General features: G+C 67.1%; 22 protein-coding genes and 1 other RNA gene. 3 read left to right on the top strand and 20 right to left on the bottom strand.

Annotated features, from left to right (window positions below):
• Positions 1–44 precede the first annotated feature (44 nt).
• Genes murB through FQU96_RS23785 form a run of 12 tightly spaced genes read right to left on the bottom strand, consistent with a single transcriptional unit; the run spans position 45 to position 14,223 of the window.
• On the bottom strand, positions 45–998 hold the full coding sequence (gene murB, locus FQU96_RS23840) for a UDP-N-acetylmuramate dehydrogenase (RefSeq protein ID WP_146543849.1): 954 nt from the start codon (positions 996–998) through the stop codon (positions 45–47).
• The gene (gene murC, locus FQU96_RS23835; RefSeq protein ID WP_146543848.1) at positions 995–2,461 is read right to left on the bottom strand and encodes a UDP-N-acetylmuramate--L-alanine ligase; all 1,467 of its coding nucleotides are present in this window, start codon (positions 2,459–2,461) and stop codon (positions 995–997) included. Before murC ends, murB begins: the two co-directional genes overlap by 4 nt.
• The gene (murG, locus tag FQU96_RS23830; RefSeq protein ID WP_146543847.1) at positions 2,458–3,714 is read right to left on the bottom strand and encodes an undecaprenyldiphospho-muramoylpentapeptide beta-N-acetylglucosaminyltransferase; all 1,257 of its coding nucleotides are present in this window, start codon (positions 3,712–3,714) and stop codon (positions 2,458–2,460) included. Before murG ends, murC begins: the two co-directional genes overlap by 4 nt.
• Positions 3,711–4,838 carry an FtsW/RodA/SpoVE family cell cycle protein gene (locus FQU96_RS23825; RefSeq protein WP_146543846.1) on the bottom strand — a complete coding sequence of 376 codons (1,128 nt, stop codon included), beginning with the start codon at positions 4,836–4,838 and terminating at the stop codon, positions 3,711–3,713. The genes murG and FQU96_RS23825 overlap by 4 nt, the downstream gene beginning before the upstream one ends.
• Positions 4,835–6,226, bottom strand: coding sequence for a UDP-N-acetylmuramoyl-L-alanine--D-glutamate ligase (gene murD / locus FQU96_RS23820; RefSeq protein ID WP_146543845.1), 1,392 nt, complete (start codon positions 6,224–6,226; stop codon positions 4,835–4,837). The genes FQU96_RS23825 and murD overlap by 4 nt, the downstream gene beginning before the upstream one ends.
• 6 nt (positions 6,227–6,232) lie before the next feature.
• Positions 6,233–7,321: a phospho-N-acetylmuramoyl-pentapeptide-transferase gene (mraY, locus tag FQU96_RS23815; RefSeq protein WP_370461388.1), complete on the bottom strand. Its 1,089-nt coding sequence runs from the start codon at positions 7,319–7,321 to the stop codon at positions 6,233–6,235.
• Positions 7,322–7,326: 5 nt separating this feature from the next.
• Positions 7,327–8,781 carry a UDP-N-acetylmuramoyl-tripeptide--D-alanyl-D-alanine ligase gene (gene murF / locus FQU96_RS23810; protein WP_146543843.1) on the bottom strand — a complete coding sequence of 485 codons (1,455 nt, stop codon included), beginning with the start codon at positions 8,779–8,781 and terminating at the stop codon, positions 7,327–7,329.
• Positions 8,778–10,283: a UDP-N-acetylmuramoyl-L-alanyl-D-glutamate--2,6-diaminopimelate ligase gene (locus tag FQU96_RS23805; protein WP_146543842.1), complete on the bottom strand. Its 1,506-nt coding sequence runs from the start codon at positions 10,281–10,283 to the stop codon at positions 8,778–8,780. The genes murF and FQU96_RS23805 overlap by 4 nt, the downstream gene beginning before the upstream one ends.
• Position 10,284: 1 nt before the next feature.
• A complete protein-coding gene (locus tag FQU96_RS23800; protein ID WP_146543841.1) occupies positions 10,285–12,195 on the bottom strand; it encodes a penicillin-binding protein 2 in 1,911 nt (636 codons plus the stop codon).
• Positions 12,192–12,770, bottom strand: coding sequence for a hypothetical protein (locus tag FQU96_RS23795; RefSeq protein ID WP_146543840.1), 579 nt, complete (start codon positions 12,768–12,770; stop codon positions 12,192–12,194). Before FQU96_RS23795 ends, FQU96_RS23800 begins: the two co-directional genes overlap by 4 nt.
• The gene (gene rsmH / locus FQU96_RS23790; RefSeq protein ID WP_146543839.1) at positions 12,767–13,753 is read right to left on the bottom strand and encodes a 16S rRNA (cytosine(1402)-N(4))-methyltransferase RsmH; all 987 of its coding nucleotides are present in this window, start codon (positions 13,751–13,753) and stop codon (positions 12,767–12,769) included. Before rsmH ends, FQU96_RS23795 begins: the two co-directional genes overlap by 4 nt.
• On the bottom strand, positions 13,750–14,223 hold the full coding sequence (locus FQU96_RS23785; protein ID WP_146543917.1) for a division/cell wall cluster transcriptional repressor MraZ: 474 nt from the start codon (positions 14,221–14,223) through the stop codon (positions 13,750–13,752). The genes rsmH and FQU96_RS23785 overlap by 4 nt, the downstream gene beginning before the upstream one ends.
• Before the next feature lie 527 nt (positions 14,224–14,750).
• Here FQU96_RS23785 and FQU96_RS23780 point away from each other — a divergent pair.
• Positions 14,751–15,110, top strand: a complete 360-nt coding sequence (locus FQU96_RS23780) for a hypothetical protein (protein ID WP_146543838.1) — start codon at positions 14,751–14,753, stop codon at positions 15,108–15,110.
• A 22-nt stretch (positions 15,111–15,132) separates the two neighbouring features.
• Here FQU96_RS23780 and FQU96_RS23775 read toward each other — a convergent pair whose 3' ends face one another.
• Positions 15,133–15,783, bottom strand: coding sequence for a glutathione S-transferase family protein (locus FQU96_RS23775; RefSeq protein WP_146543837.1), 651 nt, complete (start codon positions 15,781–15,783; stop codon positions 15,133–15,135).
• A gap of 24 nt (positions 15,784–15,807) precedes the next feature.
• Positions 15,808–16,290 carry a hypothetical protein gene (locus tag FQU96_RS23770; protein WP_146543836.1) on the bottom strand — a complete coding sequence of 161 codons (483 nt, stop codon included), beginning with the start codon at positions 16,288–16,290 and terminating at the stop codon, positions 15,808–15,810.
• A 111-nt stretch (positions 16,291–16,401) separates the two neighbouring features.
• Between FQU96_RS23770 and FQU96_RS23765 the strand changes: the two genes are divergently transcribed.
• Positions 16,402–17,397, top strand: coding sequence for a YafY family protein (locus FQU96_RS23765; protein ID WP_146543835.1), 996 nt, complete (start codon positions 16,402–16,404; stop codon positions 17,395–17,397).
• 68 nt (positions 17,398–17,465) lie between these two features.
• On the opposite strand, the gene rnpB is transcribed toward FQU96_RS23765, so the two are convergent.
• The 5 genes from rnpB to FQU96_RS23740 form a co-directional block, all read right to left on the bottom strand.
• Positions 17,466–17,858: RNase P RNA component class A (gene rnpB, locus FQU96_RS23760), an RNA gene on the bottom strand.
• A gap of 12 nt (positions 17,859–17,870) precedes the next feature.
• The gene (locus tag FQU96_RS23755; protein WP_146543834.1) at positions 17,871–18,650 is read right to left on the bottom strand and encodes an N-acetylmuramoyl-L-alanine amidase; all 780 of its coding nucleotides are present in this window, start codon (positions 18,648–18,650) and stop codon (positions 17,871–17,873) included.
• Between the two features lie 8 nt (positions 18,651–18,658).
• Complete coding sequence (locus tag FQU96_RS23750; protein ID WP_146543833.1) at positions 18,659–19,528, bottom strand: DMT family transporter; 870 nt, start codon at positions 19,526–19,528, stop codon at positions 18,659–18,661.
• A 73-nt stretch (positions 19,529–19,601) separates the two neighbouring features.
• Positions 19,602–20,414, bottom strand: coding sequence for a TerB family tellurite resistance protein (locus tag FQU96_RS23745; RefSeq protein WP_146543832.1), 813 nt, complete (start codon positions 20,412–20,414; stop codon positions 19,602–19,604).
• A gap of 100 nt (positions 20,415–20,514) precedes the next feature.
• The gene (locus FQU96_RS23740) at positions 20,515–21,246 is read right to left on the bottom strand and encodes a sulfite exporter TauE/SafE family protein (RefSeq protein WP_146543831.1); all 732 of its coding nucleotides are present in this window, start codon (positions 21,244–21,246) and stop codon (positions 20,515–20,517) included.
• A 213-nt stretch (positions 21,247–21,459) separates the two neighbouring features.
• On the opposite strand from FQU96_RS23740, the gene FQU96_RS23735 reads away from it, so the two are divergent.
• On the top strand, positions 21,460–22,101 hold the full coding sequence (locus FQU96_RS23735) for a DUF882 domain-containing protein (protein ID WP_146543830.1): 642 nt from the start codon (positions 21,460–21,462) through the stop codon (positions 22,099–22,101).
• Between the two features lie 146 nt (positions 22,102–22,247).
• On the opposite strand, the gene FQU96_RS23730 is transcribed toward FQU96_RS23735, so the two are convergent.
• Positions 22,248–23,837, bottom strand: coding sequence for an ABC transporter substrate-binding protein (locus FQU96_RS23730; RefSeq protein WP_146543829.1), 1,590 nt, complete (start codon positions 23,835–23,837; stop codon positions 22,248–22,250).
• Positions 23,838–23,875 lie beyond the last annotated feature (38 nt).

Raw genomic sequence — 23,875 nt, 5'->3', positions numbered from 1 at the left:
CAAGGGGGAGGAGGCATGATTGGTGTGCCTCCACCAATGCCGGGTCATGACGGCGCTCCTGGCACCACCGGCGCGTCACCCGCGCGCGGCGCGCCGATACGCATGATCTCCCAGTGCAGGGCGACACCCGATGTCTGGTAGACGCGACGGCGCACTTCCTCGCCCAGCGCCTCGATGTCGCGCGCCGTGGCCTCGCCGGTGTTGATCAGGAAATTGCAGTGCTTCTCTGAGACCTGCGCGCCGCCCATCCGCAACCCGCGGCAGCCGGCGGCGTCGATCAGGCGCCAGGCACTGTCGCCGGGTGGGTTGGTGAAGGTTGACCCGCCGGTGCGACTGCGCGGCTGGCTCTCGCCCCGCGCGCGATCGATCTCGCTGATGCGGGCTGCGATGGCATTCTGATCACCCGGCTGGCCGCGCAGCGTCGCGCCGGTGAAGATCACCGAGCCGGGCACAGCGCAGTGGCGGTAGGTGAAGCCGAGATCAGCCGGCAACAGGCGCAGGCGCTGGCCGCGGCGATCGACGGCGTCGGCGTGCACGATGACGTTCTTCACCTCGCCGCCATAGGCGCCGGCGTTCATGCGCAGCGCGCCGCCGATCGTCCCCGGCACGCCACTGAGGAACTCAAGCCCGGCCAGGCCGTGATCGCGTGCCGTGAGCGCGACGTTCAGGTCGAGCGCGCCCGCACCAGCCATCACATAATCGCCCTCGATGGCGATGTCGGTGAAACCGCGCAGCAGCCGGATCACGACGCCGGGAATGCCGCCATCACGCACCAGCAGGTTCGAGGCAACGCCCAGCACGGTGATCGGCACATCCTCGGGTGCGGCGGCCAGGAAACCGGCGAGATCATCGAGGTCGGCCGGCCGGAACAGTACTTCGGCTGGACCACCGGCGCGGAACCACGTCACCGATGCCAGCGGCGCGCCGGCGGTCAGCCGACCCCGTACCGGCGGCAGCCGGTCGATCAGGTGCGAGGTGGTCCGCGCCACAGCGTTCATGCCGGTCGCCCGCCCGCATTGTTGGTGATCACGCGCGGGGCGGCGCGCTCCGACGCCAGCTGGCGCAGCTGATCTGGCAGCGCATAGGCCCAGCCCGAGATGCTGCCGGCGCCCAGGCAGATCACGACGTCGCCGGGGCGCGCCACGGTCCACAACAGTTCGGGCAGGTCCGCCGGCGCGTTGAGCGCCATGACGCGAGGATGGCCGGTCTGCTGGATGCGTTCGATCAGCATCTGCTTGTCGACCCCGGCGATCGGCGCCTCGCCGGCCGGGTAGACGTCGGCGACGACAACGACATCGGCATCGCCGAAGCAGCGGGCGAAGTCATCCCGCAGATCGCGCAGCCGGGTGAAGCGGTGCGGCTGGGCGACCGCGATCACCTGGCCGGAACCGCCATAAGCCTGGCGCGCCGCGCGCAGGACGGCGGCGATCTCGACCGGGTGGTGCCCGTAATCGTCGATCACCGTGATGCCGTGTGCCTCGCCGGTCTTGGTGAAGCGGCGCTTGACGCCCGAGAAGTGCGCCAGGCCGCTGCGGATCGTATCGTCGTCGATGCCCATCTCGACCGCCACCGAAATGGCGGCGAGCGCATTCTGCACGTTGTGCTGCCCGAACATCGGCAGGCGCATGCTCGGGATGTTGCGGGTTTCGTTGGTGGCGCGGTTGGTCACCACGACATCGAAGTCGGCGCCCTCGCGGTCGAGCCGCAGGTTGACGGCGCGCACATCGGCGTTGGCGGCCAGCCCGTAGGTCACGATGCGGCGGTCCGACACGCGCGGGATGATGGCCTGCACCTCGGGATGATCGAAGCACAGCACCGCAAAGCCGTAGAACGGGATGTTCTCGACGAAGGTCACGAAGGCCGCACGCACGGCGTCGAAGTCGCCGTAGTGGTCGAGATGCTCGGGGTCGATATTGGTGACAACGGCGATCGTCGCCGGCAGGCGCAGGAAGGAGCCGTCCGACTCGTCGGACTCGACCACCATCCAATCGCCGCCGCCCAGCCGCGCATTGGTGCCGTAGGCGTTGATGATGCCGCCGTTGATGACCGTGGGATCGATGTGCGCCGCATCAAGCAAGGAAGCGATCATCGATGTGGTGGTGGTCTTGCCGTGGGTGCCGCCGACCGCCACCGACCATTTGAGCCGCATCAGCTCGCCCAGCATCTCGGCGCGGCGTACCACGGGCACGAAGCGGGTGCGCGCGGCCAGCACCTCGGGGTTGTCGGCCTTGACCGCCGACGACACCACGACAACCTCGGCATTACCCAGGTTGTCGGCGCGGTGGCCGATCATGACCTTGATGCCCAGCGCCGCCAGCCGCTTGCAGTTGGCGTTGTCGGCAACGTCGCTGCCCTGCACCTTGTAGCCAAGATTGTGCAGCACCTCGGCGATGCCGGACATGCCGATGCCGCCGATGCCGACGAAATGGATCATACCGATGCTGAGCGGCAGGGCTCTCATGCCGCGGCTCCCGTTTGTCTTTCTGAGCAAGGTGAAGAACCTGTTGCAGTGTCATACCGCGCGCGCGATTCCGGTTGAAGCCGGTGCGTGACGGATGACCCCGTGCGTTGCGATGGCTCAACAGGTCCTTCGCTGCGCTCGGGACGACGGTGGGCGAAACCGACCAGGTCGACGACGAGATCGGCGAGTTGCTGCGTGGCATCGGGGCGGCCGGCATCGCGTGCCGCCGCCGCCATCGCCGCCAGGCGCTCGGGTGCCGCGAACAGCGTCTCGAGGTGCCCGCGCAGAGCGTCCGGCGTGAAGCGCTCGTGCGGCAGCAGGATGGAGGCGCCCACCTCGTCGATCGCCTTGGCGTTCGCGCGTTGATGGTCCTCAGTTGCGTGGGGGAAGGGGACGAGGACCGATGGCCGACCGGAAGTGGTCAATTCGGCCACTGTCGACGCTCCCGCCCGTGCGACAACGAGGTGGGCCCCGGCCAGACGGGCCGGGAAGTCAGAGAAGAAAGTCTGGCAGTCGGCGGCAATGGCGTGTTCGGCATAGAACGCGCGCACGCGCTCCAGATCCTCGGCGCGGCATTGCTGGGCAAGCTTGAGCCGTCGCCGCAATGCCTCAGGCAATGCCGCGATCGCCTCGGGGATCACGACGCCGAACGAGGCGGCGCCCTGGCTGCCGCCGATGACGACCATCCGGATGTCGCCGTCCGCCACCGGCGGCACGTAGGGCACGTCGCGCAGCGCGCGCACGGCATCGCGCACGGGATTGCCGACCAGGCGCACCCGCGGATCGCGCTCGCCCAAGTGCCGCACCGCCTTGAAGGCGGTGGCAATGGTTGTGTGCGGGCTGGTCACCAGGCGGTTGGCGCGCCCCAGCACGGCATTCTGCTCGTGGATCAGGGTCGGCAGCCGGCGCAGGCGGGCGGCGAACATCGCCGGAACGCTGGCGTAACCTCCGAAACCGATCACTGCGCTGGGCGCCAGGCGGCCCAGCAGCGCCAGCGACTGCACGACGCCGATGCCGAGCGCCGCGGCATTGCGCACGCGGTTGAGCGCGCCGCCGGCGCCCGGACTGGCGGCGTGCACGCGATGCACCGGCAGCGCCCCCAGCGCACCCTGCCATTGCCGGCCGCGGTCGTCGGTGATCAGGGCCAGGGGTACGCCACGACGCGCCAGTTCGCCCGCCAGCGACTCGGCGGGGAACACATGGCCGCCGGTGCCGCCGGCAGTCAGGATCACGGGACCGCGCGGCGGGTTCATGCCGCCTCCCCCAGCCCGGCGCGCTCGCGCGTCAAGGCCAGCATCATGCCGACCGCCACCGCCATGGCGACGGCCGACGAACCGCCGTAGGAGATGAACGGCAGGGTCATGCCCTTGGCCGGCATCAGCTGCACGGTCGAGGCCATGTTGATGAAAGCCTGAAGGCCGAACTGGATCACCAGACCCGCCGCCGCCAGCATGATGAACAAGCTGGTCTCGTTCATGATGCGCGACATCGAGCGCAACGTGACGAACGCAAACAGCAGCAGGACGATCAGGCAGGCGATGAGGCCGAACTCCTCGCCGGCCACGGCCATCACGAAGTCGGTATGCGCGTCAGGCAGCTGCGCCTTCACCGTGCCCTCGCCCGGTCCGCGGCCGAACATGCCGCCGTTCATGAAGGCTTCGAGCGCCGTGTTGACCTGATAGTTCTCGCCGGCATCGGGATTCATGAAGCGCTCGATGCGGCTCTGAACATGCGAGAACGACAGGTAGGCGCCAACCAGCCCGACGCCCGCCATGCCGGTGCCGACGACGGCCAGCCACAGCGGCAGGCCGGCGAGGAAGAACTGCGCCGCCCACACCACGGTCACGACCACCGACATGCCGAGGTCGGGCTGCACCAGCAGCATGCCCAGCACGGCGGCGAACAACAGCGTCGCCAGCAGGAAGCCAGGGAACCGCGGATTGAGCTTCTTCTGCGCAAACAGCCAGGCCGAGATCACCGCCAGGCTGGGCTTCACGAATTCCGACGGCTGCAGGGTGCCGAAGCCCGGCAGCGAGATCCATCGCCGGGCGCCTTTGATCTCGGTGCCGACCACCATGGTGGCGGCCAGCGCTATCAGACCGATGGCGAACACCACCAGCGCCAGCCGCCGGACCATGCGCGGCGGCGCCAGCGAGATCGCCAGCATGATGCCGAGCGCAATAGGCAGAAACAACAGCTGGCGGCGCACGAAGTGGAAGGAATCGGCGCCGATGCGCTCCGCCGCCGGTGGCGATGCCGCCATGGTCAGCATCACGCCCACCGCCATGATCAGCAGCACGGCACCCAGCGACCAGCGATCGACCGTCCACCACCAGCGGCCGACGACGGAGGTATCGTTGCGCGGCACTGAGATCATGCAACCCCTCCCGCCTCAACCACGGCGCCCGGCAAGGCGCGCGCCATGGTGCGAAACGCATCGCCGCGCACCTCGAAATTCGGCCACTGGTCGTAGGAAGCACATGCCGGGGACAACAACACGACGGCATCGGCGCGACGCTCGCGCGACGCCATCGCATGCGCCTGCTGCACGGCCGTCTTCAGATCGCCGCAGCGTGCGTAAGGGACCCTGCCCTCGAGCGTGGCGGCGAAGGCGTCGCTCGACGCACCGATCAGGAATGCATGCACGACGCGGCCGAACAATGGCTCGAGCGGCACGATGCCTTCGGCCTTGGGCGTACCGCCGACCAGCCAATAGATGGTGTCATAGGCCGCCAGTGCCTTCTCTGTGGCATCGGCGTTGGTCGCCTTGCTGTCGTTGACGTAGACGATGCCATCCACGATTGCGACCCGCTCCTGGCGATGCACCAGCCCCGGGTACGTCGCCAGCCCCTGTGCGATGGCCTCGACCGTCATGCCCAGCGCACGACAGGCCGCATAGGCACAGGCTGCGTTCTGCCAATTGTGGGCACCCGGCAGGTTCTTGATGGGTTTGAGGTCGATCTCAGTGTCGTTGCGCGCATCCCGCAGACGGCCGGCAACGACCGATATGCCCGTGGGATTGGGTTGACCGATGTGGACCGTGACGATGGTGGCCGGCGCTGCCGCCAATCCGGCGGCCGTCTGCTGCGAGGGCGCATCGTCGATGCCGATCACTGCCAGGTCGCCCGGCTGCTGGTTGTCGAAGATGTGCCGCTTGGCGGCAACATAGCCGTCGAGATCGCCGTGACGATCGATGTGATCAGGTGTGATGTTGAGCCAGATCGCCACCTGGCACCGCAGGCTTGGCACCAGTTCGAGCTGGAACGACGACAGTTCCAGCACGTAGACACCGTCGGCGCCCAGCGGCCGGAAATCCAGCGCCGCCGGACCGAAATTGCCGCCGATGTCGCGCTTGATGCCGGCGTTCTTGAGGATGTGGCCGATCAGGGCCGTGGTGGTGGACTTGCCGTTGGTGCCGGTGATGCCGATGATGCGTTCCGGCGCGCCGCTGCGCGCCAGCAGTTCGATGTCGCCGATCACCGGCTTGCCGGCGGCGCGCGCCGCGACGGCGGCGGGATGCGGCTTGGGAAACGTGTGCGGGATGCCGGGGCTCAGCACCAGCGCATCCCAGCGGTTCCAGTCCAACGATGCCGGATCGGCCAGGGGAAACCCCTGGCTCTGCGCCTGGGCGCGCCGGGTGGCGTCATCATCCCAGACCGCGAAATCGACCTGCGCCGCCTGCAGGGCCCGCGCCGCCGCCAGCCCGCTGCGGGCGAGCCCCAGCACGGCGAACCGCGAACCCTGCAGGGACGACAGATCAATCATCTCCCCTCACCGCAGCTTGAGTGTGGCCAGGCCGACGATGGCCAGCACGGTGGCGATGATCCAGAAGCGGATGACGATGGTGGGCTCGGCCCAGCCTTTCTTCTCGAAGTGATGATGCAGCGGCGCCATGCGAAACACGCGCCGCCCGGTGAGCTTGAAGGATGCCACCTGGACCACGACCGACACGGTCTCCAGCACGAACAACCCACCAACGATCGCCAGCACGATCTCGTGCTTGATCACCACCGCAATGGCGCCCAGCGCGCCACCCATGGCGAGCGACCCGGTGTCGCCCATGAACACCATGGCCGGCGGTGCGTTGAACCACAGGAAACCGAGGCCACCGCCAATCAAGGCGGCGCACAGGATGATCAGCTCGCCCGAGCCCGGCACGGCGTGGATCTGCAGATAGTTGGTCAACACGGCGTTGCCGACGATATAGCTGATGAGGCCGAACACGCCGGTGGCGATGATCACCGGACCGATCGCCAACCCATCAAGGCCGTCGGTGAGATTCACCGCGTTGGAGGCGCCGACGATGACCAGCGACGCGAAGATCAGGAACCCGATCAGGCCCAGCGGAATCAGAACCGACTTCAGGAACGGCACCGCCAGCTGATATCGCAGCGCCGCCGGCGACAGATCGGCAATCAAGACGGCAGCGATGACCGACATGGTGACCGCCACGATCAACTTCAGGCGCCCCGGCAAGCCGCGTGTATTGCGTTTGCTGACCTTCAGGTAATCGTCGACGAACCCGATGGCGCCGAACCCCAGGGTCAACAGCAGCACGATCCAGACGTAGCGGTTGCGCAGGTCGGCCCACAACAGCGTGCTCACCACCAACGCGATCAGAATCAAAAAGCCGCCCATGGTGGGCGTGCCTTTCTTGGTGAGCAGGTGGCTCTCCGGTCCATCATCGCGAATGGGCTGACCCTTGCCCTGTTTGCTGCGCAGCCATGCGATCAGCCGGCCGCCGACCATGAATGACAGCAGCAGCGCGGTCAGGAACGCGCCACCGGAGCGGAACGTGATGTAGCGAAAGAGGTTGAACAGGCTGAACTGGTCGGCCAGCGGGGCAAACAGTTGGTACAGCACGGTCAGCGGCCTCCCGTGCGGTTCGACCGGGCCTCGCCCAGCGCGAGGATCGCTTCGACGATCACTTTCATTTTCGAGCCCAGCGATCCTTTCACCGCCACGACATCACCTGCCTGCAACGCCTCGACCACCCGCTGCGCCAGACGCGACGAATCCGGCGCATGTGCCGCGCGCAGCCGGGGTGGCAACGCGCGATGCAATGCCCCCATGCCGACGCCGGCAGTGAACACCAGGTCGGCGCCACTGGCCTCGACGGCGGGTGCCAGCGCGACGTGCATGGCCTCGCTGTCGGCGCCCAGTTCGAGCATGTCGCCCAGCACCAGCAGCCGGCGACCACCCGGACCGGGCCGCGCCGCCGCCAGCAACGCCAACATGGCGCGCACCGACGGCGGACTGGCGTTGTAGCTTTCGTCGATCAGCTCGACGCTGCCGTCCGCCAGCGACACGCGCCGCCGCGCGCCGCGGCCAACAGGTGCCGCAACACCCGCCAGCGCTGCCGCAGCCGCATCGACGTCGACACCCAGCGCCGCCGAAGCGGCCAGCACGGCGAGGCTGTTCAACACCCAGTGCCGGCCCGGGGCGCCGAGGCGATAGCGGAGTTCACGCCCCTGCGCCAGCGCCGTGACGGCGCTGCCGGTGTCCTCGAGGTCGCACCCCAGCAGGCGGTATTCCGCTGCCTCATGCTCACCGAATGTCAGCTGCCGCGATGCACCAGCGGCATCGGCCCATTGCGCCAAGCGAAAGAAATGGGCGCTGTCGCGCGGCAGGACGGCAACAGGACCACCGGCAAGCGAAGGGTCCATGCCGACAAAGAGCTTCGCCTTCTCCTCCGCGATTGCATCGACGCTGCCAAAATTTCCGATATGCACAGCCTCGACGTTCGTGATGATACCAACATGGGCCTGCACCATCCGCGCCAGCGGCTCGATCTCGCCGGGATGGTTGGTGCCGACCTCGCACACGGCATAGCGGGCATCGGCCGGCAGGCGTGCCAATGTCAGCGGCACGCCGATGTGATTGTTGTAGCTGGCCTCGGCAGCGTGCGTCTTGTCCTGGCTCCCCAGCACGACGCGTAGCGCTTCCTTGGTGCTGGTCTTGCCCAGGCTGCCGGTCACCGCCACGAACTGCGCCCGGCTGCGCGCACGCGCAGCGCGCCCCAGCGCCTCCAGCGCGCCCAGCGTATCGGGCACGCACACCAGCGGGCCGACACCAACACCCACGCCGGGGTCGGACACCAGCGCCGCGGCCGCACCCTTGGCGAACGCCGCCTCGACAAAGGCATGGCCGTCGGCGGCCTCGCCTTTCAGAGCCACGAACAGATCACCGGCACGCAACGTCCGCGTATCGATGGAAATGCCACCGGCATTCCACGTCGTGCCGCCCAACGCCTGCCCACCGCTGGCGGCGGTCACGTCGGCGCCACGCCACAGCACGGTGCGGTGGGGCATGACGCTCATGCGGCGGCTCCTCGCGGTGGGGCAATGCCCAGCAGTTCGCGCGCGACGGCCGCATCGTCGAAGGGGTGCGTTACGCCGCCGATGGTCTGGCCCTGCTCATGGCCCTTGCCGGCAATCACGACAAGATCATCGGTGCTCCGCACGGCCTCGAGACCGGTCCGGATCGCGGCACGCCGGCCGTCCTTGACCTCGATCACATCGGCCTGCGCCGCGGTCATGCCATCCAGGATCGCCGATCGGATCGCAGCGGCATCCTCGCTGCGCGGATTGTCGTCGGTAACGATGGCGACGTCCGACAACCGGGCGGCGATGTCGCCCATGATCGGGCGCTTGCCCGGATCGCGATCACCGCCACAACCGAACACCACGATCAGGCGGCCGCGCGTATGCGGCCGCAGGGCGCGCAGGACCTGCTCCAGCGCGTCAGGCTTGTGCGCATAGTCGACCAGCACCGGCGCACCCAGCGGATGCGTGGCGACGCGATCGAGCCGGCCGGGCGCGCCTTTCAGGCGCGCCATGGTCGCCAGCGCCGAGTCGACCGACACGCCGACAGCGACCGCCAGGCCGAATGCCGCCAAAGCGTTGCCGGCCATGAAGGCGCCGATCAGCGGCAGTTCGACGTCATGACGGATGCCGAACAACGACAGCACGAGGCGTTGCCCCTCGCCGTGCGGCGTCGCCGCCTCAAGCCGCAGTTCATCGCCGCGACTGCCGTAGCACCACAACCGCTGATGGCGCCGCCGGCTGATGTCGATCAACGGCGCGGCATGCGCGCTGTCGGCATTGATCACGGCGGTGCCGCCGCTGGGCAGCAGCACATCGAACAGACGCGCCTTGGCGGCGAGATAGGCGTCCATCGACGGATGATAATCGAGGTGGTCGCGCGAAAGATTGGTGAAGGCGGCGGCCGAGAAGCGAATGCCGTCGAGGCGGTACTGATCCAGCCCATGGCTCGACGCTTCCATCGCCACGTAGTTCACGCCATCGCTGGCCAAGGTTGCGAGATCGCGATGCAGCTGGACGGGATCCGGTGTGGTGAGTCCCGGCGGCGTGACGCGGTGCGGCGAGACGATGCCCAGTGTCCCCAGGCTGCCGGCGGAAAAACCGGCGCCGGCGAACATCTGGCGCGTGAATTCGGCAACCGAGGTCTTGCCGCTGGTACCGGTGACCGCCACCACCGCCAATGGCTGTGGGCCGGCCATCGCGGCCGCCATGCGGGCAAGTCGCCGGCGCGGTTCGGGATCCCGGATGACCACGACATGATCAGGCAACGCACCCAGTTGGGCATCATCGGCGGCCAGCACCGCCACTGCGCCGGCTGCCGCCGCCTGGCGCGCGAAGCTGGCGCCATCCACCTTGCTGCCCGGCAATGCCGCGAACAGCCAGCCCGATCGCACCGCGCGGGAGTCGGCAGTCAGGCCGGCGATCTCCAGGTCGCGCACCGCCTCCGGCGCGCCGCGCGCGTCCGGAGCGGAGAGCCGAAGGAGATCGCCCAGACGCATGTCAGCGCCCTCCCCCGGTCGCCGGCGCGGATGAACCGCCGGTCGTCGCATCGACCAGTTGGGTAAGACTCAGTCCGCCCGCCGGTTTGGCAGCCGGTGCGGACGCCGGCTTGGCGGCCGGTGAAGACGGCGCCGGTGCGGCCGCCACGGTCGTGGCCGGTGCCGTCGCGGCAGGCGTGGCGGTCGCGGGTGCCGGTGCCGTCGGCGCTGCTGCCATCAGCTTCGCCGCTGCCGCCGGATCGACCGGCGTGATGCCATAGAGGGTCGCCATGAACTCGATGATGGCGCGGGTCGAGGGCGCCGCGACGGCACCGCCGGTGGCGTAGCCGCCGGTTTCCTTCGTGCCCTTGGGCTCGTCGATCGAAACCATGACCACGTATTTCGGATCGCGCATGGGGAAGGCGGCAACGAAGGAGCTGATCAGCGCCTTCTCGCGATAGCCGTGTCGACCGGGCTTCTCGGCCGACCCGGTCTTGCCGCCGACTTCGAAGCCCGGCACCTCGGAATTCTTGCCCGAGCCTTCCACGACGTTCAACCGGAACAGGTCGCGCATCTGCCGTGACGTCTTCTCGCTGATGACACGCCGCCCGGCGTCGGGATGGTTGCCAACGCCGCGCTTCACCAGCGTGGGGGGATAATAGATGCCACCGTTGATCATGGCGGAGGCGCCGGCAACCACGTGCATAGGCGTGACCGAAATGCCGTGGCCATAGGCGATCGTCAGCATGCTGATCTTGCGCCAGTGCTTGGGATAGAGCGGCTGTCCCACTTCCGGCAGCTCGATCGGCACCGGACGCAGCATGCCGATCTTCTCCATGAAGCTGCGCTGGCCTTCGACACCGATCTCCACGGCCATCTTCGCCGAGCCGATGTTGGACGAGTACTTGAAAATCTCCGCGATCGTCAGCGGCCGGTACTGGCCGTGGTAGTCCGTGATGGTGAAGCGATCGACCTTGAGTGGCGCGCTGGCGTCGAAAACCGACGTCGGGCTGAAACGGCCGCTGTCGAGCGCCATGGCCGTGTTGAAGATTTTGAACGTCGAGCCTTGCTCGTAGACACCCAGGGTCGAACGATTGAACAGCGCCTCGTTGCTGATCGTCTGATGCCGGTTGGGATCATAGGCCGGCAGCGAGGCCATGCCCAGGATCTCGCCGGTACTGACATCCATCACCGCCGCGGTGGCGCCGATCGCCGAGAAGCGCTGCGTGGCCCGCGCGATCTCCTGCTCCAGGAAGCGCTGCAGGCGGATGTCGATCGACAGCCGCAGCGCCTCACCCTGGCGCAGCGTCTCGTCAAAACGCTTCTCGACGCCGGCCAAGCCGACATTGTCGATGCCGGTATAGCCCAGGACGTGCGGTCCGATGGCGCCCTGCGGATAGATGCGCCGCTCCTCGGCCTGGAACTCGAATCCAGGCAGACCCAGCCGCATCACGGCGGCATGCTCGCGCGGGCTGAGCCCACGCTTGATCCACACGAAGCTGCGGCCGGACAACAGCTTTTCCCGTACGTCCTCGGCCTTGATGTCAGGCAGCGTTTTCGACAGCTTCACTGCCGCTTCTTCAACATCCAGCACCAGGCGCGGTGTCGCGAACAGCGACACCACCGGCAGCGACGTGGCCAGCACGACACCGTTGCGATCGAGGATATCGGCACGATCGGCCTGCACCTGAGCGGGATGGGCGGCGCGGGCCACGCCCGGTTCGCCACCGTCACGCAGCAGCGACACGTAGGCCATGCGCAAACCCACGGCGACGAAGAGCACACCGAACAGGGCGGCACCAATGGCCAAACGCCCGCGCGCAATTTCCAGCGCATCGCGCGCCGGCAGATTCTGCGGCGTCAGGCGATGGCGCACGTCTCGCGTTGCAGTGGCTTCCTGTGCGTTGCGCCGGCGGAACAGGCCGCCGATCACTGTCCGCTCCCCCTGCCGGTGCGCGGTGCGCGCGGCGGCGGCGCCGGCGGGGGCGCTGTGGACGGATCCGCTTCCTCGGTTGGCGCGGCGGTGACTTCGTCGTCGACGACGGGCGCGCGGCGCGCGGCCGCCACCGCAGGGCGATTTGGCCCGGAGGCCGGCGCACGGGCACCGGCCTCCGGTTTGGCAGCGGGACGGAGCGTCGCCGACGCTGAGGGGGCGTCGGTAGACGAGGGGGCGCCGGTTCCAGGCCCTCTTGTTAGCGTCGTCTTGTTGTCCGTGACGAGCGCTCCGTCGGTCCGCCGCAGGGGGACCTGATCAATCCGGCCGATCTGACGCAACGCAATCGGCTGGAGGTGAATGAATTTCTCGTTCAGTCGTTCGATGCGTTGCAGTTCGCCAAGATGGGCGTACTCGACCTTCAGCACGTGCGTGGCACGCTGGTTCTCGACGATCTGCCGGTTGATGCCGTCGATCTTCTCTTCCAGGGTCTGCACCTGGTACTTGACCATGAACAGGCCGATACCGGTGAAGATCGCCGCCATCACCCAGAACAGGATGCCGCGATTGATCATGCGACACCTCCCATCGCGGGATCACCCAGCTTCTCACCGACCCGCAGGCGGGCCGAACGGGCGCGCGGGTTGGCGGCACATTCGGCGTCGCCGGGCGCGATCGGCCGGCGCGTCAAGACCCGCCATGCCGCATCGACCGTTGGCCCGGCTTGGGGCAGGTGGCGCGATGGGCGCGGCCCGGTGCCGGCCCGCGTGCGCAGGAATTCCTTGACCGTGCGATCCTCGAGCGAGTGGAAGGAGACGACGGCCAGCCGGCCACCCGGGGCCAACAGCGTGTCCGCGGCCGACAGACCGCGCCGCAGTTCGCCAAGCTCGTCGTTGACGTGAATGCGCAGCGCCTGGAACGTCCGTGTCGCGGGGTCGATCTTGTCGCGTGCCGCGGCCGGACCCAGCGCCTGACGCACGATCGCCGCCAGTTCCGACGTCCGCTCGATGCGCTTGGTCGCACGCGCCCGCACGATGGCGCGCGCAATGCGACGCGACTGCCGCTCCTCGCCGTAGTCGAACAGGATGTCGGCCAGTTCGCCTTCGTCGGCGGTGTTGACCACATCAGCGGCGCTGATGCCATGGCTCGACATCCGCATGTCGAGCGGACCGTCCTGGCGGAAGGAAAAACCGCGCTCGGACCTATCGATCTGCATGGAGGAAACGCCGAGGTCGAGCGCCACGCCGGCGACCGACGTCACGCCGCGGGCACCCAACAATTCGACCATGTCGCCAAAGCGACCCTCGATCACCGTCAGCCGCCCGGCCGATGACGCCTCCAGCGCCCGTGCCGCATGCACGGCCTGCGGATCACGATCGATACCGACCACACGACAGTCGGCGGCATCGAGCAGCGCCCGACTGTAGCCGCCGGCGCCAAAGGTGCCGTCGACATAGATACAACCCGGACGCGGGTCGATATGGCGCACGACCTCGGCGCAGAGCACCGGCACATGCGGGCCGGACGCGGTCGCCGTGAGCGCGTGAGCGGCGTTCATGCTGAACCTCCCCGGTGCGCCAGCACGCGACTGCGGAACGCATCGCGCTCCACCTGCGCCTGACGCGCCCAGGCTTGGTCGGCCCAGATTTGGAAAAAACCATGGCGACCCACGAAGGCGACCTGCTCGCAGTCGCCCAGAACGCTCTTCAGCGGCGGCGGCAGCGACAGCCGGCCCTCGGCGTCAAAACCGACATCGACAGCAATGCTCGAGAGATGAGCGGCGTGGTTGTCACCATCGGTGAACAGCTCGGCCTCGAACGTGCCCGCCTTGGCCTGGGTGTCGGCCTGCAGCCGGTCCATCAGGGCATGGAACGCCTTGATGCCGCGGGCATCGATGGCGTCATGGGTGATGGATGGGAAGGCAATGAACCCGTCGAATCCTTCTTCCGTCAGGTGCGCGCGCCAGGGGGCCGGCACGGAGATCCGCCCCTTTTTGTCTACTTTCATCATGTAGGTGGACAGGAACATGCCGTTCCCCCACGGACCTGGTCGTCGCCCCTTCCGCCCCACGCGGACCAGCGGCACCCCGCCGTTTTGTCACTGCGACAGGGTTCACATGGGATATCACGGGAAATGACGGGACGTCAAACGAATCGGGGCTGAAAACGAAAGATTATCCGTGGGTTAGCCGTTCCGGGTCTGTTTCGAGTACCCAACGGACGGCATGAATATCCGTCAGCCACACCCCATATGCAGCAAAAGCATCGCATTAATGCATATTGAGCATATTCGAGACACGCACCGCGGCCAGTTCTCCACAACCCAATGTGGAGAACCGGTCACGCTCTGTTCTTGGTAAGGGAAAATACCATGGGCAAGCAGCAATGATGCGACTGAACGTCGCCAGCGACGCAACCATGCTGCGATGCAACGTCAGATCATCAACCCATGATCGTTCATGTGGGCTTCATGGAATCTTCACTTGAGTCCCTGGGCTGGCGCTTGCAGCATGCCCTCGGAGGGAGTGATCCGAAGCCACGGCTGGAGCGACACCCATGCGGTACATCGACAACCAATTCGAGTGGCCGATCCTCTGGCGAATAGGCAGTGGACCGCGCGCGTTGCGTTCACTCGACGACGCGCTCGAGGCTGTCGATCAGCGCTTGGAGGAAATCGAAGGCCGCCTCGTCTACAGCGACGAAATCACCGCCCTGCTCGGCCTGCGCGAGGCCGTTGAAGCGGCTGCCGTCTCGCTCGGCTCGGCCCAGATCACGGCCGCCGTCAGCGCCCTGCGGACTTTTGCGGCAACCTATCGACCCATGGTTGCAATTCCCGAAGGCGATAGCCTCGATGTGCTGTTCGCCCCCATCCTCTCACCGCGCCGCGGGTGGCACTCGGACGCCGCTGACGCCTGAGATGGCTCCCGATCCGAACGGCTCAATCGAAGGCCGGGACCGGCCGCCCGGCCTGGCGCAGAAAGTCGACCATGGGATCGATCACCCGGCGGACCGCCGGCCGCCGGGCAACGCGTCCGCGCCACGCCAGCAAATGTGACAGCGACACCGGCATCGGCACCGCCATGCGGGCGGCAAAGAACTGCGCCATGAAGAAAGCGATGTCGGCGTATGAATAGGATCCGGCCAGATATTCCCGGTCCTCCAGCAGGCGGTCCATGTCGCGATAGAAACCTTCGATGCCGTCACGCGACGGCCCGGCGTCGGGGTGCTCGCCGGCACCCCGCAGCCCCATCAGGCGGATGACGTGGGGAAAGAACACTTCGTCGGATTTCAGTTCCAGCAGGCGCGCCTGCGCCCGATCCTGCGCTGCCGACGGCCATAGCGCCGGCGCCGGCCAGCCGTCCTCGAGGTATTCGAAGATCTGTGTCGAATCGAAGAGTTCCACCGTTCCATCGATCAGCACCGGGACCTGGCGCTTGGGATTGATGCGCAGCACCTCGGGGTGCTTGGGATCGTAGAGGGTGCGCATGTTGAAGGGCACCATCTCGAGGTCGAAGGTGATGGCCTTTTCGTGGGCGGCGATCTCGACTTTCGCCCCGAACATGCTGAGCGGTCCGGAATAGATCTTCATGATGCGAGTCTCCGTGCACGATTCCTAGTCGCCGGTGCGCGTGAAATCCGACGACCAGTTCCATTCCCAGGTCTTGCCGTCGCGAGAGAAGGCCTGCTCCCACCGCGCGCTGTTGCGCCCGCGCTTGGTCCAGCGGAACTGCACCTTCACCAGTTGACCGTCATCGGGTTCTTCACCGAAGAAAACGCCGTGATCGCCCGTGAAGCCACCCCGCATCGGCGGATAGAAGACGGCCCGCTCGCTGTTGATCCAGTAGATCGACCATCGCCGTTCAACGTGATCGAACAGGCGCACCGTCATTCCGATGAAGCCCCGGGTGGGAAAGACGACTTCTTCGACGTTCACGAGACTGTCCATATGCAACGCGCAGCGCAGATGGCCGGGAAACACGTCCCAGTCGTCACTGCCGATCCAGCGCTTCTTGAGTCGCCTGTTCTCGCCGACCCAGGTGCCGGCGAGAAAATCGAAATCGTGCCTGTCGCCCGTGGGCAGATCGTCTGCGGTCATGGTCGTGCCTCCAGTACATTCGTCGCCGTCACCGCGTGCCGGCGCGGTGAGCCCGACCATGCCTGGGCAATCCTGACATCCAGTGTCAGGTATCCGTGCTAGCCTCGAAAAATGCGTGCGAGCCGCCTGCTGTCGATCCTGATGCTGCTGCAGACACGCGGCCGCATGAGCGCCGAGGCGTTGGCGGCCGAGGTCGAGGTATCGGTCCGCACCATCTACCGCGACATCGATCAGCTGAGCGCGGCGGGCGTACCGGTCTACGCCGAGCGCGGCTGCACCGGCGGCTTCGCGCTGTTGGACGGCTGGCGCACGCGGCTCACGGGCCTGACCGCGCCGGAGGCGCAGGCGCTGTTCCTGGCCGGCCTGCCCGGCCCGGCCTCCGAGCTGGGATTGGGCGAAGTGATGCAGGCTGCGCAGCTGAAGCTGCTGGCGGCGCTGCCGACGGACTGGCAGGCCGATGCTCGCCGGGTCAGCGCCCGCTTCCACCTCGACCCGGTCGGCTGGTTCAGCGGCCCCCGGCAGGTCGACCATCTGCCCGCGATCGCCGAAGCCGTGTGGACCGACCGCCGGCTGAAAGTTCGCTACGAGAGCTGGAACGCGATCACCAGCGGCGAGATCGAGCCGTTCGGCCTCGTGCTGAAGGCCGGCATCTGGTACCTCGTGGCCCGCGCCGGCGGCAAGCTGCGCACCTACAGGCTGTCCAACATCCTGGAGCTGACGGTCCTGGACGCAGGCTTCCATCGGCCGGCGACCTTCGACCTGGCACAGCACTGGACAGCCTCGACGCAGAGTTTCGAAACGCAGATCTATCGCGATACCGCTCTGCTGCGCGCCTCACCGCGCGGGCTGAAACTGCTGGCCGGCCTCAGCCCGGCCGTTGCCGATGCGATTGCCCGCGCCCCGAAAACCGCCGATGCGCGCGGCTGGATCCGCGTTGTCATCCCCATCGAATCGGTCGAGCATGCCGCCCAGGAACTGCTGCGGCTGCATGCCGAGGCCGAGGTGCTCGAACCCGCGGCGCTGCGCCAGCGCCTGGGCGACACAGCCCGCCAACTGGCGGCTCTCTATGCCGGTGCACCGACGCAACGAGGACGCCGACGATCATGATCACGCCGCCCGTCGATTCGCACCTGTACGAGGTCGCGCACGTGGTGGGGAGTTCACCGCGAAAGTAGAGCGTCAGATGGCCTGTAAGCCGGGTTCTGTACCCGCTCGCGCGGGTGACGACCATTCCTCTGGGACGCCCGTTACCGGACGCCTCGCGCGACCGACCCGGACAGCGACGCGGAAACGCGTGCGGGCCGGTTGCCCGGCCCTTGCCATCCCTATTTGGTCTTGCTCCCGGTGGGGTTTGCCATGCCGGTCCCGTTACCGGTCCCGCGGTGCGCTCTTGCCGCACCCTTTCACCCTTGCCACGGACCGAGGCCCGTTCGGCGGTCTGCTCTCTGTGGCACTTTCCCTGGGGTCGCCCCCGCCGGCCGTTAACCGGCACCGTGTTTCCGTGGAGCCCGGACTTTCCTCGACGCGGATGGCTTGCGCCACCGCGCCGCGGCCGTCCGGCCATCTGACGCGCCGGTCTGCTACGCTGATCGGGCGGCGACGTCAATCACTGCGCTGTCGGCCTGCCGCAGCAGATCCTGCAGGCGCGCCACGGTCTGGGCATCGGCAACGCCATCGACGCGCGCCGGCCGATAGTGCCGCTGAAAGGCCGTGATGATATCGGCAAGGCTGACGTCGATGACATCGGTGATGCCGCCGGCCGCCGGTTCATCGGCAAATTCAAAGCGTCCGTTGCGCCGCCCATAGCGGTGGGGCGGCGGATAGCCGAACCGGCGCAGCAGCGCGGCGGCATCCGACTCCGTCACAGCCGCTGGCGGTGCGTCGGACCACAACCCGATGCCGGCTGCCGCCAGCTCGGGCCAGAAAAACAGCGTGCCAGGGTCGTCCTTGCGCAGCGGTGCGATGTCGGAGTGGCCGACCACGTTGCGCGGCTGGATGGTGGGGTGCCGCTTGATGATATCGCGACAGAGCGCGATCACCGCCTGGCGCTGAACGGCGGGATAGGCATGCCGGTTGCCGTCGATATTGACGATCTCGACACCGATGGACGTGGCGTTCAGGCTGCGCGCGTCGCGCCACCAGGACAGCCCGGCGTGCCAGGCGACACGCGCCTCCTCCACCAGCCGGTAGATGTCGCCGTTGACATCGACCACGTAGTGGGCACTGACCGTGCCGAAACGCAGCAGCTCCAGCGACACATCCAGCGGCTGTGCGGTGTGGTGCAGCACCAGCGTGTCGACGGCGATGGCCGGATCGCGCGCGGCGTGGTTTTTCGACGGCAGCTCGATGAATCGCGCCATGACGCAGACTAGCTTGTGGTGATGGCCTTGTCGCGCATCGGGCGCAACACCACCAACGCGACGCCGACGACGGTGACGGCACCGCCGGCGATCTTCTGCACGGTGAGCGGTTCGCCCAGCACCAGGGCCCCGGCCAGCACGCCGAACAGCGGCACCAACATCTGGAACGGCGCCACGCGTGTCAGCGGATAGCGGTATAGCAAGCGATACCAGGCCCAATACGAGATGATCACCATCGGCACGACCTGATACAGCAGCGCCGCCACGCCGTTCCACGAGAGACCCAGCATCGCCTGCACCTGCCCCTGCTCCATCGCCAGCGAGATGGCGAGCGTCTGCGGCACGATCAACAACGACACCCAGCAGTTCAGCACGTTGGCCGACAGATTGCCGATGCGCTTCACGCGCGCGTGGTAGAGCGCGAAGAAGGCGCAGCCGAGCACCGGCAGGCCCAGCGCCCACAGCCGATCGCCGACGGACGGTTCGCCCGCGATCAGCAGGACGCCGCCAAACGCGATCGCCATGCCGATCCAGCCGAGCGTCCCCAGGCGCTCGCCGAACCACAGGCGCCCCAGCAAGGCGGAGAAAACGGCCTGCAGTTGCGTGACGACGGCCATGGTGCCGGCCTCAAGATAGCGCGAGGCCGTGAACATCGTCGTGAAGTGCAACGAGCCGAGGACGAACGAAAGCACCAGCAGCTCACGCCATCGGCCGGTGGGCCACGGCACGAACGGCACCATCAGCAGGAAGGCAAACGCAAAGCGCAAGGTCACGAACAGGACCGGCGGGATCTCCTGCACGCCGATCTTCACGGCGACGAAATTCAACCCCCAGATCGCCATCACGACGAGGGCCAGCGCGATATCGGACGTTTTCATCCGGGCGCGCCGACGGCTTCTCTGTGCAAAGCCGATGGGCCCGGCGACATCATGATGCCGCTACCGGATACGCTCATGCCACCGGCTGGGCTTCGGGCCGCCCGATCTTGCGCTCCTTGCGAATACGATCGTACGCCGCGTTGATCGCCGCCAGCTTGCGGTTGGCCAGCACGATCGCCTCCGGCGGCAAGCCGCGTGCGATCATGCGATCGGGATGGTGCGCCCGTGCCAGGCGCCGGTACGCTTGGCGAATATCGTCATCATGAGCGTCGGGCATGACGTCGAGGATCGCATAGGGATCGTCGTGCAGTTCGACACCCGCCGTCGCCGCGACCCGGCGGAAGCTTGCTTCACCCAACCCGAAGATCGAGCTGACGGCGCGCAGGTAGCCCAGCTTGGCTTCATCGACGTGGCCTTCGTCGGCGTTGGCGATCAGGAACAGGCCGGCCAACACCTCTTCCAGCACTTCCGGGTGCTTGGGAAACAAGCCCGCAACTTGACGGGCGTAGGCCTCGAAGCCGCTGCTGTCGCGCTTGGCCAGATCGAAGAAGCGGCCGACATTGTCGACCTCTTCGGGCGGCACGTGAAAGAACGACCGGAAGGCGTCGATCTCACGGCGCGTCACCACGCCGTCGACCTTGGCCATCTTGGCCGCGAGCGCAATCACGCCGATCGTAAAAGCGATGTGCTGCGTCGCCGCCGGCCGGTCCCGCTCGGCCACCGCATCGATGCCGTCGGCGCCGGCCACGGGCGCGCCATCGTCGCGCGGCTCGTCATCGGCCAACGCATCGTAGGCGTGGCCGGCCGCGGCACCCAGCAGGGCGCCGATCGGCCCGCCGATCATGAGCCCGGCGGCGCCACCGACGATCTTTCCCCAGACGCTCATGACCGGACCTCTAGCCGGACAGGCCAGCCCTGGCAACGTGCACGCTGCCGCGCGGCCGCCGGCTTCAAACAATGTAACATTACGTCTGCCTGACCGTGCGTCAGAGCAACGGTGCAACGACGGCGACGCAAGCAAGGATCCCGAGCGCAAGCCATCGAAAGAAGGTCTCGCTCGCCAGCGGAAAGAGCCGCTCGCCGACCAGTCCGCCGGCAACGTACGGAACGGCCAGGATCGCCCCCAGGATCAGCGTATCCACCGTGACCAGGCCCTGCATGCCCAGGCCGATCAGCGCCACCAGGTCGACAGCGCCGAAATAGACGATGAAACTGGCGCGCACCGTCGCCGCAGCATCGGCGCCCGCCAGGTAGTAGAAAGCAATCGGCGGGCCAGCCATGCCACACAAGCCATTGAGAAAACCGCTGGCCGCGCCCGCGGCGAGCGTGGCCGGCGGCGTCGGCTGCCCCCGGAAGCGCCAGCCGATCGCCAGCACCAGGACCGCCGCCAGCACGATGCCCGAGATGGCCCAGCGCAACGGTTCGGGATCGGCTTTCAGCAGGACCAGGACGCCCAGCGGTACCGCCAGCGTTGCCGCCACCAGCAGCAGGCCGATCCGGCGCCAGTCGACCAGGCCGACCGCACCGCGCAGCATGGGCAGGGCAATGCAGAACTCGACCAGCAGGCAGACCGGCACACCAACGACGGGGCCGTAGAGCGCCGAGAACACCGGCGTCAGGATCATGGCGGCGCCGAAACCCGCAAAACCGCGGACGACGCCGGCCAGCAATGCCACGCCGGCGGCCGTGGCAAGAGAGGTCGTGATCAGGTGTTCCATGGCGGGCGCACGTTAGAGCGACTCTTAGTCTTTAGAAATCACACACTTATCGGTTGGTTTAACCATTTGAGTGCAAGAATTTGCAGTATCATGTATATATTCTTGATTTTTAGACGAAAACATGAGACAAAGTGAGCGACTTGTCAGTGGTTCGCCGCTGACGGCCCAGAACCCAGGCGTTTCATGACTCGACCGATCGCGCGTAGGGCCGCGTTGGCCACGTTGGCAGGTGGCGTTCTATCGACGGCGGCGGCCAGTTCGGCGCTGGCGCAGCAAGCCGTGCTGCTCTACCCCCGGTCCGCCGGCACCGGGGGCCCTCGGATCGTTGGCCCGGGCTTTGTGCGTCCCGGCATGGTGCAGCCGGGCGTCGTGCGCCCGGGGATCGCCGGCCCTGGCGTTACGGGCCAGATGGGTTATCGGCGCTTGACCGTCGTGTCGGCCAATACCGGCGAGACGTTCTCTGACGTCTTTGCGCTGGGCAATCGCCCCAGTGTCATCGCCATGGCGCGGCTGAGCCGACTGATGCGCGATCACCATAACGGCGCAACCAAACCGATCGATCCGGCCCTGATCGAGATCCTGGCCCGCATCCAGACCAAGGTTCTGCGGCCGATCCAGATCCTGAGCGGCTATCGCTCGCCCGAGACCAACTACAAGATGTACCTGGCGGATCCGGTCGGCGTCGCCGAGCACAGCTTCCACACCAGCGGCCGGGCCGTTGACATCACCGTGGCCGGCGCCTCCATGGAGGTGCTGGGCAAGCTGGCGCGCCAGTGCGGTGCCGGCGGCGTCGGCACCTACGCCTCGGGTTTCATCCACATCGATACCGGGCCGGTCCGCGAGTGGGTCGGCTGATCCGCATCGTACGCCGAGCAGTTGAAGCCTTGTTTTTTCGGACCGCGTGCGTCCACGCACGCACTCGCTCGTAGCAAAGCGTAGAGCGAGGCTTTGTCAGCGCTGACGCGCTGATGCGGGCGTGGACGCGCGCGGTCCGAAAAAAATCAAGGACCCGTCTTCTCGACGTTCCAGAACAGGGTCGCGCTCATCGGCGGCATCCAGCCCTTGGTCTTGTTGCTGTAGGCCAGCACGCCGTACCACTCGCCCAGCGGATAGTGCGTGCCCAGCACCACGGCGCGCGCCTGGATTTCGGCGGCGATCTGCTTGCGCTTCTCCAGATCGGTCTGGCGCGCGAATTCGGCGCGCATGTCCTCGAGCTGCTTGTCGCACGGCCAGCCCGGGCTTGCCTTCTCGCAGGAGGCGTTGAGGTTCTGCGAGATGACCGGATCGCTGGAGTCCAGTGCACCCCAGCTGGTCGCGAACGCGTTCCAGCCGCCCTGCGCCGGCGGTTCGCGCCGGTTGCTGCGGCTGACCAGGGTCTGCCAGTCCATCGACTGCATGTCGACCTTGAAGCCGGCGCGCTCGAGTTGCGCCTTGGCGACCGGCGCCAGGTTCACCAGGAACGGCAGGTCGGTCGGCCGCAACAGCACCACCGGCGTGCCGTCATAACCCGCCTCCTTCAGCAGCGCCTGGGCCTTGGCGACATTGCCCTCCATGCGGCCTTCGGTGCCGGCCGTCGTGGCCAGCGGCGTGCCGCAAACGAAGTAGGCCTTGCACAGCTGATAGAGCTTCGGGTTACCGACCTGGGCATCGAGGAACGGCTTCTGGTCGAGCGCATAACCCACCGCTTCGCGGACCTTCGGGTTGTCGAACGGCGGATGCAGCCAGTTGATCCGGAACGTGTACTGGCCAGGATAGGTACCGCGCATCAGGACGATCGACTTGTCGGCTTCGAGCAGCGGCATCAGGTCGGGCGGGAACGCTTCGTTGCCGTCGATCTCGCCGGCCAGCATGGCATTCACCGAGACCTGCGGATCGGGCATGGCGATCCATTCGATGCGATCGACCTTGGCGACCTTGCCGCCGGCCAGGCCCGAGGGCGGCTCGGCGCGCGGCTTGTAGTTCGGGTTCTTCACATAGACGACCTTGTCGCCCGGCTTCCACTCATCGGCCTTGAAGATGAACGGCCCCGAGCCGGTAGCGTCGCGGATCTGCTGCGTGCCCGGCGTATCGGCGATGCGCTTGGGCATCATGAAGGGCGCCGTGCTGCCCGGCTTGGCCAGCGACTCGATGACCAGGCCGTACGGGCCCTTCAATGTCAGGCGGAATGTCTTGGCATCGACGGCCACGATCTCCTGGCTGTTCTGCACCAGGCGCTGGCCGATGCCGTCGCGTTCGGCCCAGCGCTTGATCGACTGCACGCAGTCCTCGGCCAGCACCGGCTTGCCGTCATGCCATTGCAGGCCGTCGCGCAGGGTGAAGGTGTAGACCAGGCCGTCGGGACTGACCGTGTACTTGTCGACCATCTGCGGCTGCGGCTTCAGGTTGGCGTCGAGCGCGAACAAGGTGTCGTAGACCAGATAGCCATGCGTGCGCGCGATCTGCGCCGATACCCAGATCGGATCGATCACCTTGAGGTCGGAATGCATGACCATGCGCAGCGTCGACGGAGTCTGGCCCACCGCGGCCAACGGCCAGACCGCCGCCACCATCGCCAGGCCGCCGAGCATGGTGCGATAAGAACGCTGCTGCATTTTTGAATACTCCGTCGTTTGGCGTTTGCTCCCACGCC

The organism is Reyranella sp. CPCC 100927 (assembly GCF_007859315.1).
Lineage (GTDB): Bacteria > Pseudomonadota > Alphaproteobacteria > Reyranellales > Reyranellaceae > Vineibacter.
The sequence above is the reverse complement of the archived record's forward strand: the minus strand, read 5'-3'. Positions and strand labels throughout refer to the sequence as shown.